Genomic DNA, 13,451 nt, shown 5'->3' with positions numbered 1-13,451 from the left:
TTCAAACATAGGTTTAAGCAAGATGAGTGGCTTAATGAAAATTTATAATTACATCGAACAAACATTCTTTTTTACTCTAACCCGTAAAATTGTTGGTAACTTGAGTTTTGTTTTTTTGTTTCAAGCTATTACTTTGTTTTGGCTTTATGACAGCTTAAGTGAGCAACAAAATCTTGGCCTTTTTTGGCTACTAACCTTAGTTATTATTTCAGGCTTTGCGTTTACGCTTTTTTATATGCGCTTTTTGATTGTTCGCCCTGTAAAAGCTATGTGCGATACACTTATTAAAATTAATCAACAAGATGCCAATTTAAACGCCAAACTTCCGCATTTTTCATACGACGAATTTAAAACGTTAAGTACGCAATATAACGATTTTACAAGCCACTTAAGCCAATTACTTAACACGACTTACACAAGCGCTGAAGCCAGCGCACAAAGTAATAAAGCCGCAACTGAGTCAATGCAAAGTACGGAAAATTCGAGCGAACAGCAAATTACCTTAAGTCATACAATTATTGATGCCAGTAACCAAATAACACAAAGCTTGCAAAATATTGTGGGCAATACCGACAGTGTTCATACTGTAAATAATGAGCACTTAGCCTTTGTAAAACTCTCAGCTCAAGAGCTGAGTTCTCTGGTTGAGAAAGTGCAGTTAATAACTGATATGTTAGGCAGTTTTGCGAGCACCGTTGATGGCTTGAAGGAAAACAGTGAGAATATTCGAAGTATTTTAAAAATGGTTGAGGAGTTTTCTGATCAAACTAACTTACTCGCGCTTAACGCCGCGATAGAAGCTGCGCGAGCAGGAGAAGCCGGGCGTGGTTTTGCTGTTGTTGCTGATGAAGTACGTACCCTCTCGGTTAAAGTAAGTGGAGCTACTCGCCAAATCAGTGATTTTATAACCCAAATGAACGACCTAGTAAGTGAAACAAATAAAGAGTCAGAGCAACTTATTAACCATTCTAAAAATGCACAAAGCTCAATTTGTTCAACCTCTGAAGGGTTTAGTAAAATGCTTAATGAATTTGAGAGTAATCAACAGCAATTACAGCAAATTGCCAGCGCCGTGCATCTACTAGAAGATACGCAAAATTTAACCCATCAATCGGTAGAGCAAATTGTTGAATTAGGCGAGCAGGCTAAACAGCAAATAGACACCGCTCTTGCCGACAGCCAATTATCGCAAGAGTTAAGCTTACAAACACAGCAGCAGTTGAAGCGCTTTGTACTTTAATTTTTATCATAAACGCGGTTTACGCTTAAACACCTATTGATGCGTAAACCTCAACACACCTCTGTAATTATGCTAAATTACAGGGCGATTATTTAATATGCGTGAATATGTGTGAGCAACCTAACTCCTGACTACCCTAAATTAGCCCAGCAAATAAAAGCATGGGGAAAAGAACTCGGCTTTAGCGAAGTAGGGATCACTGATATAGATTTGAGTAAGCATGAACAACAGCTTCAGCGTTGGCTTGACGCCGGGTTTCATGGCTCAATGGATTATATGGCGGCACATGGAATGAAACGCGCTCGCCCTGACGAGCTTATTCCCGGCACACAACGTGTTATATCGGTAAAAATGAACTACCTGCCCCCCGATGCAGGCTTTGCTAAAACATTAAAAAACAAACAAAAAGCCTATATTAGCCGTTACGCACTTGGCCGAGACTACCATAAATTAATTCGTAATCGATTAAAAAAGCTCGGCCAAAAAATAGAACAAGAAGTAGGTGAATATGGTTTTAGACCCTTTGTTGATTCTGCCCCTGTATTAGAGCGCCAATTGGCTGAAAAAGCGGGGCTGGGCTGGCGTGGCAAACATTCATTACTAATAAACAAAGAAGCTGGATCGTGGTTTTTTTTAGGTGAATTGTTTATTGATTTACCTTTACCTGTTGATAATGAAAATACCTTTGAAGGCTGCGGTAAGTGTGTAGCCTGCATAACCTTATGTCCTACAGGTGCAATTGTAGAACCTTATGTGGTTGATGCCCGTAAGTGTATTTCATACTTAACAATAGAACACCAAGGCCCTATTCCTGAGCAGTACAGAACTTTATTAGGTAACCGAGTTTATGGCTGCGACGATTGTCAATTAGTTTGCCCGTGGAACCGCTATGGACAAATAACCGACGAACAAGACTTTCATCCGCGCACGCAGTTAAAAGACAAAGACTTGCTTGAGCTGTTTAGTTGGGATGAAACCACATTTTTAAAAAATACCGAAGGCAGCCCAATTCGCCGAATTGGACATGAACGTTGGTTACGTAATTTAGCCGTTGGTTTAGGTAATGCAAACTTTGACCCTGACATTATTAGCGCGTTAGAACAAAAAATTGATGGTTGTAGTGATCTAGTAAAAGAGCATATTCAATGGGCACTGGAGCAGCAAAACAATAAACAACCCTCACTTAGAAAAACGCAAAGACTTATTAGGATAGTGGAAAAAGGCTTACCACGAGATGCATAAATTCATAGAAGCCTATTTAGTACTAAAGCAAATCAGAGCTATTGGAGTGTGATTGTTCGCCATTATAGGGCGGTAAACCTGATATTAATGGCAAACAAGCCCTAAAAGTAAGTCTATGTGTTTATTATTGGCTATGGTTTAGCAGTATCGAAAGCTCTGTTTCAATGTCTGCGAACGCCTCTTTTACTTGAATAACAGACTCCTCGCGGGCTACAGAATTTTGAATTGTTTCATCTACTTTTTTATAGATAAAAATTTCTTGGTCTTCGTCTAAACCCATTGTTGGAATTCTAACCTCAAGCTCTTCCTGAAGTTTTTTAAATACTTGTTCGTTGTTTAAGCGATTTTCATTAAGTAAATCTATCAAACCATGAAATTTACTGTGTACTGTACTTGCTACTGCGTTTAGTTTTACTTGCTGCGCATCTAATAAGCTCTTAGTTATTATGGCGCGTAACTGCTGCTCTGTAACACTAACAATAAAGCACACGTGATCGCGTATTCTGCCGTGTTTATCAGGATCGTGTCCTGGCATGTTTAAGATGAGTAAACTAATTAGCTCGTAGTTAACTAATAAGCGCTGCGAAAACTCATGCAAACGGCCTTTGTTTTTAAGCATTTCAAATAGCTCGATCACAATAGGCGAGCAAACACCATGTAAAGCATAATGTTTAACAATAGAGTCGTATCTAAATTCTACATTACTTTGTAAATCAAAAGATTGTAGGCAATCAATAAGTGCTTTTGCTAAATCGTCTGGGTTAGTTATGAGTGCTATGCTTTCTACGTAGTTGACTATTTGCCCCATTTCGCTGCTGTTAGCCATTGCATTGAACGCGGTTGAAGTTGCCGCTTCTACTTGTTTTTCTAGGCTTTGTTTCTCTACTAATACTTGGTTTAGATTTTTTAATTTAGATCTAAGCTCATCATGCCCAAATGGTTTTACTATGTAATCTTCAGCGCCGGCTGAGTAGCCTTCCATGCGCTCCTCCACAGTTCCTCTTGCAGATACAAACATAACAATAATATGTGCGGTACTTGGGTTTGATTTAAGCGTTTTACACACTTCGTAACCACTCATCTGCGGCATGCTTACGTCAAGTAAAATAACTTGAGGCATATAGTCCTCAACCATATCCAAGCATTCAGGGCCACTGTTGGCTAGCCTTAACTCAAAATCTAAGTCTTCTAAAATTTCTTCAATTATCTCAAGGTTAAAGGGCTCGTCATCTACTGCTAGTATTTTTGTTAAAGCCATAACTAAATCATCCTTTTAAATTCAAAAATAAATTGTATTAACATAAACAACTTACTGTTTTAGCGTACTTTTATTCATCGACTAGGTGTTCGTCTAAATTTATTTCAAGTGGTAATTTTATGTGAACTGTGGCGCCACCATTGGTATTATTACACGCGCTAATTTGACCTTGATGCAACGATACAAATTCTCGGCAAAGTGCTAAGCCTAGCCCAGTACCGCCCGCACCACTGTTTGTTTTACTGCTTTGCACAAACTTTGTGAAAATATGATCAAGTTCATCTTCAGGAATACCTATACCACTATCAATGACTTCAATATCAGCAAATTGGCCATCCGATGCTAATTTAAGCGTGATGTTACTTTTGGGCTCACTAAACTTTAATGCATTGCCCAATACGTTGCGCAACAACTGATTAATTTGCTCTTCATCGCATTGCACAATGACCGGTGAATCTGGCGCAGGAAAAATAATATTAATTTGTTTTTCCATCGCCGTGCCCGACACATCATCAATGCTCGTTTTAATAATGCTTTCTAAATTATGAGGGCGCGGGTTAAACGGAAATTTACCTACATCAAGCTTTGATAAATCAAGAAGGTTATTTAATAAAGATAGCAGCCTATCGCCACTACACTCGATACGAGATAAGTATTTTAGTAACTTTTCTCTAGCAAAGTCGCCAGCTTCTAGCTTATCGAGTCCAAAGCGTGCAAAGCTTAAAATTGAGTGCATGGGGGTTCGCAGCTCATGTGACATATTTGCTAAAAAGTCTGATTTACTTAAATTTGCCGCTTCGGCTATATTTTTAGCATGCTCTAACTGCGATGTACGCGCTTTGACCTCTTCTTCTAGTAACCCTTTAGCTTCTTGAAGTAGCTCTTCTTTTTGCTTTAAGTGAGTTACATTTTTAAAAATTACAGCCAGTGCAATCTCACCATGGTGATCTATTTCGTTAAAAGAGCCAAACAAAGGCACTGTTCCACCGCTTTTAATGGGTAGACGTAAATCGTAACTGAATTGACGATTGCTGTTTAATGTTGAAATTTTTTCTTTGATTCCAGCAATCGAATCGTTATCTAAAAAATCAAATAACGATTTACCAGAAAGCCCGCTAAACGGTAGATCTAACAACCTCAAGCAAGCGTCATTTGCTTCAATAATTTGACCGTTGCGTTTAAATAGCATGATAGCGTCAGGGGTGTGTTTATAAATAACTTGTAGCAGACTGTCTTTTTCTATTAGTGCATCGACAGTTTCTTGAAGGCGCTCAACTAACTCGGCATTGCGGCGTTTTAATAATTCAGTTTGCCAAAGCTTATGCACTGATTGCAGTAAAATATTTTCATTGAGGGGTTTGATCAGTACGTCTTCAACACCTTGGCGAATAGCTTCAATCATTGAAACTTGGTCAGGGCGGGAAGTGAAAAGCAAGCACCGTGCATTTGGTTGCGACACTTTTAATTTTGAAAATATTTGAAGGCCAGTCGCTTCACCTAGGCTAAAATCGCTGATTAAAATATCAATTTTATTACTTTTTGCAATAGTGAGTGCGTCATTTAAGCTGCTTGCCGTAAGAGTTTTAATATGTGCGCCAATTAAATTGCTCTTCATATTATCAAGGCGATTTTGGATATGATCGACCAACAATATAGTGGGCAGTTGCATCATATGGTTAGAGTCTAGCTCTAATAAACTTTCTAAAAGAGAGGTGATCTCTTTATTAGAGAAGAAAGGATAAACAACCGTAGCATCAGGTACTATTTTATTTAGGCCAGCAAATGCGGTTAACTGCTCTGTGTTTTCGGTTTTAGGGGCAAGTAATAATAAACGCCCATGAGATAATTTATCAATTAGCGGTTTAATAGGTGCAACCGGCACACCGTGAGCTATAACAACTAAATCGTAATTTTCGGCGTGAGTAAACATCTCAAGCATAGAGAAATGAATCAGCTCAACATTACATCCAATGAGCTCTAAGAGTACTTTTACTCTCATTGCTATGATGGTGCTGCTGTCTATGATCAATATTTTTCTAGCCATTAAACTACACTTACAACCAATAAAATTAATATGTTACCAGCGTAGTATAAAAACACGAAAATAACACACATTCCTGTGCGTTATTTGTAAACAAATATGACCAATAAATAAGCGTAACTTATTCTAAATGCTTACCAAATATGGTTAGGCTGTATAAGTTATTATCCATAACGGCAACGTTTGGTAACTCCCCCCACACATCAAAACCAAAGTGCTTAAATAACTTTACGCTTGGCAAATTATGGCTAAAAATAAAGCCAAGTAACACGTTAATATCAAGCTTTTTAGCCTCCGATTGCGCAAACTGCATTAACTTTTTACCCAAGCCTTTACCTTGTGCATTTTTAGTGATGTAAATGCTCATTTCTACGGTTCCATCGTAAGCAGGGCGTCCGTAAAACGATTTATAACTCACCCAGGCAAGTACAGTATCGTTTTCGCAATACACATAAATTGGGCGCTTTTGTGTATGACTATTAAACCAATCTTTTTTTTCTTCAACGGTTACTTCTTCGGTATCTGCCGTTACCATTCGCCCTTCTATGGTTTCATTATAAATGGCGACAATATCATTAAGGTCGTCAATAGTTGCTAAGCGAGTTGTCATAGTAAATTTAAGTGGTTGATCAATTTCCTCCATATTAGCGTATGATCAGCAAATCAAACAATCGGATAGTTAGGTAATATGATGCTTAAAAAAATGATAATAGGGTTTACTGCGTTATTGGTTAGTTCAACTTTAATGGCACAAACACAGCCAAATAATGAAGCCGTAAATCCCCAAGCCTGTGACGATTTTACTAACGTTGATATCCGAAAGCTTCGCTCTAAAGAGTCCATTAACTTATGCGACTACAAAAACAAACCTCTGTTAATTGTTAATACTGCGAGTAACTGTGGCTTCACACCTCAGTTTGAAAGCTTAGAAAAACTACACAAAACATACAAAGACGAAGGGCTTGTAATATTGGGCTTCCCTTCTGATGACTTTTTCCAAGAAGAAGATAACGAAAAAGAAACGGCCAAAGTCTGCTTTATTAATTATGGGGTCACCTTTCCTATGTTCGCCACCAGCGAAGTGAGAGGGAGTGATGCAAATCCTATATTCAAGCATTTAAACGAGCAAACAAGTTCGCCCAATTGGAACTTTTATAAATATTTAGTATCTGCTGATCGTAAAACAATTTTACGATTTAACAGCAAAGTAAAACCAGATTCAGAAAAAATGATTAAGGCAGTGGAAAATTCCCTGTCTAAAATCTAAATTTATACTGGTACAATTTGTACAAACTAACTAGTATGGCAATACACTAGGTTAAAAAAACACCACTTATAATCAGGAGATTTTATGGCAGTGGCAAGCGCACGACACATTTTGGTAGACAGCGAAGCACAATGTTTAGACTTAAAAACAAAAATTGAACAAGGCGAAGACTTTGCTGAATTAGCAAAAGTACATTCTAATTGTCCATCAGGACAAGACGGCGGCGCTCTGGGTGAGTTTGGCCCGGGTATGATGGTTCCTGAGTTTGATAAAGTGGTTTTTTCTGCCCCAATAAACCAGGTACAGGGCCCTGTACAAACGCAATTTGGTTACCATTTACTTGAAGTTACTAGCCGTTCAGAATAAATTGAGCTTTACTGCTATTAACGTTTAATAAAAGCCGCTTTAGCGGCTTTTTTTGGAGTGATTATGCAATTAATTGGTTCTGTTCCCTCACCTTACGTTCGTCGAATTAGAATATGGGCTCTGCAAAACAACTGTAATATAGAGCTTATAAGCTTAGACATATTTTCAGCTCAAGACCGCCCTAAAATGGCCAATAAAAACCCAGCCCGAAAAATACCTATTTTAATTGATGGTGATTTAACACTTAGCGACTCAAACTCAATAATACGCTACTTATTAGAGAAAACAGGCAAATCAAAGCTAAACTGGCCGCAAGAGCACTTACTTACCACTATTAATGCCTGCAACGACTCGCTTGTTGAAATGCTATTATGCAAGCGCTCAGGTTTAGATACACAAAGCGATGCATTATTTTTTAATCTGCAAAATGAACGAATAGAACAAACATTAAGCTTTTTAAACAACCATTTAAACGATGAACAATTTAAAAGCTGTGAATACCTCAACATCAGTTTATACTGCCTGCTTGATTGGATTAGCTTTCGTGAATTAACTGACTTTAGTCAGTACAGTGAACTTGTTGCATTTCATGGACAATTTAGCGAACGTCAATCAGCAATAGAAACTAATCCTCGTCACTAACTTAATAAGGTAAACACATGAGCGATATTGAAATTGAATCACAGCTAGTTAACTTCGTAGAAAAAGTACGTGTTAGCGAAGTCATTTGGGCACTGGGCGCAGAAGATAATGGCTTTGTAGTGTGCGACTCAAACCAATTTGACGACACTGATGTTTTACTGCTCTGGGAAAGTGAAGAAGCGGCTAAAGCGCAGTGTAAAGAAGAATGGAAAGATTACAGTCCGGTAGAAATTAACCTTGATGAATTTTTAGATGCATGGGTTGAAGATTTAAATGAGGACGACGCATTAGTTGGCATTAATTGGAATGATGACCAAGTATGTGTTGAGATTGAACCAACGGGTTTAGCTCGTGCATTAAGTGAATAATAATTTACACACAGGACCTTAAAGCCTGATAACCCGACTAGCATCTAGTGCTAGTTGGGTATAAAATAAAACACCTCACTATTTTCAAGGTATTACGTTGAAAACCCATCTTGGTCGCCGCCCTTTTTCAGCCATGGAACTGCACACTATTTATAATGGATATATATACGGTGATGTTCGACTCCCTCGCGAGCAAGCAAAACATTGGCACTTTTGGCTGCCACTAATAGCCTATTACAGCGGTGCTTACAGTGATGAAATTGGCTGTTTAACACTTGATGATCTTTGTATTATTGATGATATTTTATGTTTTAGCTTTCATACTCACGGTAAAATAAAGCCCCGCTTAGTCCCTGTACATAAAGCACTTATCGATGCAGGATTTAGCGATTATGTTGAGTTTATAAAGTCTAAAAACCACCAGCGACTTATGTTTGATCTCCCGGCTAAAACAGGCAGATACAGTGAAAAAGTACGTATTTGGTTTTCGGGTGAAGGTGATCGTGCCGGCTATTTGCAAAAATGTGATATCCCCAACGTTGACCAGCTCGGTATGAAAACCGCCATTAGTAGCTTACGCCTTAACTTTGAACAACAAGTGCGTATTTATGCGCTTCAGGCTAACTCTAAAGATGCTTTTAATTATTTAATGGGTTTTAATGAATACCCAGATAATCAGTTTGATGAAATCAGCTTATTAAATACGGTTATTCAACAAGTACGTATTATAAATACACAACTCAGCTGGCAACGTTTTCTATCACGCGAAAGCCACTGACAAACTTTGTTACTATTTACCATCAAAGCCACTTCTTAAATCAATTACGCGCCTCACAAAAACTGGTAGGATAAACTGTACCCATAAAATCTGGGCGTTTCTAACAATAAACAAGGGATCACTATGTTTCTTAAAAGCCTCTTAACTGTGAGTGTTGCGCTAGCAATAAATGCAGCAAACGCTAACGAATTCGTTATCGAAAAACTCGCAAAACCAAGTTCGCAAAATGTATCGCTAACGCTCGACCCAAGCAAAGATACATTCACAGGGATGACTGAAATTGCCTTAGAAGTATTAAAACCAACACATTACATTGAGCTAAACGGTGTGGATTATGCAGTAAAAATGGCGCAACTTTTAGGTAAAGAAAACTGTGACTTAAGTAATGAAATACTTAAAACAGGTAAAGTTAAATTTAGCTGTGATGAAAAAATTCAACCAGGTAAATACACACTTAATATTGATTTTTCTGCTCCCTACAACCGCCAAAGTGTGGGGTTATACAAAACATTGGATCAAGGTACACCTTACCTATTTACCCAATTTGAAATGAGTGATGCACGTCGTGCCTTCCCCGTTTTTGATGAACCAAGCTATAAAATTCCTTTTCAGTTAACAATAACGGCTCCAAGTTCACAAAAAGTATATGCCAATACACCAGAACTAAAAACAACAATAAATGGTGATATGACAACCCACTTTTTTGATAAAACACCGCCTATTCCATCGTATTTAGTTGCAATGGCTGTTGGCCCGTTTGAAGAAATAGACATTGAAGGGATGCCCATTCCTGGGCGAGTTATTACTCCTCAAGGTAAAATTCATTTAGCCGAATATGCTAAAGATAATATGCCGCGCGTACTTGCAGCATTAGAAGAGTATTTTGGTATTCCTTATGTGTATAAAAAACTCGACTCAGTTGCCGTGCCTGAATTCCCATTTGGCGCAATGGAAAACTCAGGCTTGGTAACTTACCGCGAAGACATTTTACTCGTTGATTTAGCTGCAGCGACACGCAGTAAAAAACAACGTAACGTATCTATTATTGCTCACGAACTAGCACACCAATGGTACGGTAACTTGGTAACCATGAAGTGGTGGAATGACCTGTGGTTAAACGAAGCGTTTGCAAGCTGGATGGCAGCTAAATCCTGAGTTTGAATCACATTTAGACTTACCACAAAATAACGTAATGGCATTAGACGCCCGCTTAAGCACTAAGCCTATTCGTAAGCCAATTAAAACCGAAGCTGATATTATGGACGGTTTGGGCCTTGCATACAGTAAAGGTAGCTCAGTACTTGCAATGGTTGAAAACTGGATTGGCGAAGAAGCATTCCAAAAAGGGATTCAGCGTTACTTAAAAGACTTCTCTTATAAAAATGCAGAAGCGGCTGATTTATGGCAAGCACTTGGTAAAGCATCAAATAAAGATGTAGCCAGTGTTTTAAAATCATTTATCGAGCAGTCTTCTTTCCCTCTTGTAAGTGTTAAACAGCAAGGCAAAAAAGTAACCATTTCACAAAGCCGCTTTGTAAATGCAGGTGTTGATGCGCCAGCACAACTTTGGAATGTGCCAGTAACGATTAAATACGGTGCAGGCGACAACGTTAAAACAGCCAGTGTTTTACTAAACAAACAAAGCCAAACGCTTGATTTAGATTTTGCACCAGAGTGGATTTACCCTGACCAAGGTGCTCTTGGCTACTACCGCTGGGTAATGGATGACGCGCAATTTAACGCATTAATTGAAAACGCGCCAACAGTGCTGACTGACCGCGAACGTTTAGCGCTATTATCGGCCACCGATGCACTGCTTAAGGCTGGCGTTATCTCTGCCGCCAAGTTAATGCAAACACTTGAAGTATTTGTAAGTGACAGCCACCCTCGTGTAGCAAATACTGCACTGGGCTACTTAGTATCGCAGCAACGTACGTTCAAAGATGAAAGCAATAAAGACTTATGGCCTGCATTTATCCGTGACGCAGTGACTCCTGCTGCTAAAAAATATGGTTTAGAGGCAAAAATTGACGAAGATGGTGCAGTGTCGCAACTTCGTGCAGCCGTTATATCACGCTTAGGCTTTGATGGCGAAGACCAAAACGTAATCAATAAAGCCAAAGAACAAACGCAAGTGTATTTGACTAATCCACAAAAAGTAGACCCATACTTAGCAGGTGTTTATTTAAGACTCGCTGCTTTTCATGGTGATAAAGCCTTGCTTGATCAATTCATGACAACATTTAAAACGACTAAAGACCCACAAGTGCGCACTAACATGCTAGCTGCTATGGGCTTTTTTGGTGAGTCTGAATTACAAAATGCGGTTCTGGCTTACAGCTTAACTGATGAAGTAACCGCCTCTGATATGCGTACTATTTTATCTGGGCAAAGTTACACTGAAGAGCGCCAAGCATTATTTATCGATTGGGTTTATAATAATTACGATAAAGTAACAGCAAGTTTACCGCCGTTCTTTATTCCTAATTTACCGTACTTTACAACCGTAGGCTGTGATGCCAAAAGCTTAGCAACCACTCAAAACTTCTTTAACGATAAAATTTCAGAAGTGCCTGGGTACAGCCGTACATTGAGTAAACTAGAAGAAAGTACGCTTGATTGTATTGCACTAAAAAAACGCGAGCTTGATTCGGTTAATAGCTTCTTAAACAGTAAATAACCACTATGTGATTAAGCTATAAAAAAGCCGCTGAGTATTCACTCAGCGGCTTTATAATTTTAGGGCGAAACTAATTAACTCAAATTACGGATAAAAAACTTCTTAATTAATGTTCAGATTAATTACCAATGATCATCGTCAACTTAGCAATAAAGTCTTTTGCAGCTTGCTCTGAATTTATTTTAAATGCGACACCATAATGAATTGGTTGAGCGCTTTTATATATACGAGTTGGAAAACGCGTCATTTCACTGCTATGAAAATACCCTTGTGCACGTGTTACACCATCTATGTCATTAAAGTCATCACTAAATACTTCAAACGCAGGGCGAATCACTATTTTTCCTTTACCGCTTTCACTGTGAGTGTAAAAGGCCTCTTTAGAATTAACTAACATGTATTCAGCAATGTTTTTAATTTTAAAATTACTTCTGCATTGTAGTTTTATAAGCTGCTCTGTTAACTCATCTGCACTGTACGCCATGTTTATCCCTATTCGTTAATTTGCGTATCACCTTAACGCATACGCAGTTTGAAGTCTTATTTTATTGTGTTACGTCGCATACAAATGCAAGCTTATCGTTGTTGTAACTCATTCGGGTGATATTTGTTTCGCAGTATGTGCTTAAATCAAGCCATTGCGATATTTCATTACTGCCATCGAGCTTACGTTGATAAACACGATTTTTAATAGCGTAAGCAATTGTTTTATCATCTTTTAAAATGAAGTCTTGTACCTGAGTGGGGAGCCTTAATAAATCGCTTACTTGTTTATTTTGTGGATTAAAGCTCGCTAAAATATGCTGATCATTTTTAGTGTAACTAAATAAAAACATCGCCGCGTTGTGGTTATAAATAAGTGTACGAGAAATATCACTGGCAGCTATTTCACCTTTAGCAGCGTCTACTGAGGTGTATTGAAGCGTATGCGGCTGACCTAAAATAAACATCACTAAATCGTTTTTAATGCCCCAAGCATGGTAGCCAACAGGCTCTATCCAATCAAAAATACGACTAGGCGCACTTTGTGTATCAAGCGGATACTGCCACAACTTTTGTTTTGAATCAGCCTCTACAACAATGGCTGACAAACTTGTTTTATTAGGCATTAATGTTGGCGAATACTCACTGACAGGCGTATTTGTTAAGTTAGTTATTTCACGCGTTGTTAAATTGTAGTGTGCAATATCGGTTTGGCTTTGGTTATTAGTTATTACCTCATGAGTAAAGTATAAATCGTCATTAATTAAGTAAGGCTGGTTATTGTAACTTGTTTTGTCGCTTACTATGGTCACTTGAACACCATATGGCGTATTTAAATCAGCAAGTAATATTTGGCTTTTAGGCATGTTAGCGTGTGCACAACCTGCGGCTAACGCACTTAATGAAAAGAAGCTAAGTAGTGGTTTTAAAAGTTTCATGCTTTCTCTCGTTTTAATTTTAAGCACCTCATGATAACGTTATTTGCTGATGGCGTCACTTGAGCTTAGTCAGTCAACACGTAAGATACCCAAACGACTTAAAAAAGTGTTAAGTTTAGTCTGGTTATATAGCCTGGTCCTAAAAAAG

At 38.3% G+C, this 13,451-nt stretch carries 12 protein-coding genes and 1 pseudogene; 8 read left to right on the top strand and 5 right to left on the bottom strand.

The genetic code is table 11. The features are described from left to right. The first annotated feature begins 22 nt into the window (after window positions 1–22). The gene (locus ATS72_RS14325) at window positions 23–1,240 is read left to right on the top strand and encodes a methyl-accepting chemotaxis protein (protein WP_008126841.1); all 1,218 of its coding nucleotides are present in this window, start codon (window positions 23–25) and stop codon (window positions 1,238–1,240) included. Window positions 1,241–1,351: 111 nt separating this feature from the next. Further along, window positions 1,352–2,482: a tRNA epoxyqueuosine(34) reductase QueG gene (gene queG, locus ATS72_RS14320; RefSeq protein WP_039036393.1), complete on the top strand. Its 1,131-nt coding sequence runs from the start codon at window positions 1,352–1,354 to the stop codon at window positions 2,480–2,482. Between the two features lie 124 nt (window positions 2,483–2,606). Here queG and ATS72_RS14315 read toward each other — a convergent pair whose 3' ends face one another. The 3 genes from ATS72_RS14315 to ATS72_RS14305 all read right to left on the bottom strand — a co-directional run bounded on the left by ATS72_RS14315 (window position 2,607) and on the right by ATS72_RS14305 (window position 6,391). Next, the gene (locus ATS72_RS14315) at window positions 2,607–3,740 is read right to left on the bottom strand and encodes a response regulator (protein ID WP_058428362.1); all 1,134 of its coding nucleotides are present in this window, start codon (window positions 3,738–3,740) and stop codon (window positions 2,607–2,609) included. A 70-nt stretch (window positions 3,741–3,810) separates the two neighbouring features. Beyond that, window positions 3,811–5,784, bottom strand: a complete 1,974-nt coding sequence (locus ATS72_RS14310; protein ID WP_058428361.1) for an ATP-binding protein — start codon at window positions 5,782–5,784, stop codon at window positions 3,811–3,813. Window positions 5,785–5,902: 118 nt separating this feature from the next. Beyond that, window positions 5,903–6,391, bottom strand: coding sequence for a GNAT family N-acetyltransferase (locus ATS72_RS14305; RefSeq protein WP_033024928.1), 489 nt, complete (start codon window positions 6,389–6,391; stop codon window positions 5,903–5,905). Window positions 6,392–6,472: 81 nt separating this feature from the next. On the opposite strand from ATS72_RS14305, the gene ATS72_RS14300 reads away from it, so the two are divergent. From ATS72_RS14300 to ATS72_RS14275, 6 genes and pseudogenes are all read left to right on the top strand, one after another. Further along, a complete protein-coding gene (locus tag ATS72_RS14300) occupies window positions 6,473–7,048 on the top strand; it encodes a glutathione peroxidase (RefSeq protein WP_006794084.1) in 576 nt (191 codons plus the stop codon). An 84-nt stretch (window positions 7,049–7,132) separates the two neighbouring features. Continuing rightward, window positions 7,133–7,414 (top strand): peptidylprolyl isomerase, encoded by a 282-nt coding sequence (locus ATS72_RS14295; RefSeq protein ID WP_006794083.1) that lies wholly within the window; start codon window positions 7,133–7,135, stop codon window positions 7,412–7,414. Between the two features lie 63 nt (window positions 7,415–7,477). Continuing rightward, the gene (locus ATS72_RS14290; protein ID WP_006794082.1) at window positions 7,478–8,056 is read left to right on the top strand and encodes a glutathione S-transferase family protein; all 579 of its coding nucleotides are present in this window, start codon (window positions 7,478–7,480) and stop codon (window positions 8,054–8,056) included. Window positions 8,057–8,073: 17 nt separating this feature from the next. Continuing rightward, window positions 8,074–8,424 (top strand): DUF2750 domain-containing protein, encoded by a 351-nt coding sequence (locus ATS72_RS14285; protein WP_006794081.1) that lies wholly within the window; start codon window positions 8,074–8,076, stop codon window positions 8,422–8,424. A 97-nt stretch (window positions 8,425–8,521) separates the two neighbouring features. Then, window positions 8,522–9,202, top strand: coding sequence for a hypothetical protein (locus tag ATS72_RS14280; RefSeq protein ID WP_033019772.1), 681 nt, complete (start codon window positions 8,522–8,524; stop codon window positions 9,200–9,202). A gap of 123 nt (window positions 9,203–9,325) precedes the next feature. Next, window positions 9,326–11,882: pseudogene (locus ATS72_RS14275) on the top strand (M1 family aminopeptidase). A 118-nt stretch (window positions 11,883–12,000) separates the two neighbouring features. Here ATS72_RS14275 and ATS72_RS14270 read toward each other — a convergent pair. Together ATS72_RS14270 and ATS72_RS14265 are read right to left on the bottom strand one after the other, a co-directional pair. Beyond that, entirely contained in the window at window positions 12,001–12,366 is a 366-nt protein-coding gene (locus ATS72_RS14270) for a hypothetical protein (RefSeq protein WP_006794078.1), read from the bottom strand. A 61-nt stretch (window positions 12,367–12,427) separates the two neighbouring features. Then, the gene (locus ATS72_RS14265) at window positions 12,428–13,303 is read right to left on the bottom strand and encodes a hypothetical protein (protein WP_058428360.1); all 876 of its coding nucleotides are present in this window, start codon (window positions 13,301–13,303) and stop codon (window positions 12,428–12,430) included. Window positions 13,304–13,451 lie beyond the last annotated feature (148 nt).

This window comes from Pseudoalteromonas sp. 13-15, assembly GCF_001468205.2.
Classification (GTDB): domain Bacteria; phylum Pseudomonadota; class Gammaproteobacteria; order Enterobacterales; family Alteromonadaceae; genus Pseudoalteromonas; species Pseudoalteromonas marina.
The sequence above is the reverse complement of the archived record's forward strand: the minus strand, read 5'-3'. Positions and strand labels throughout refer to the sequence as shown.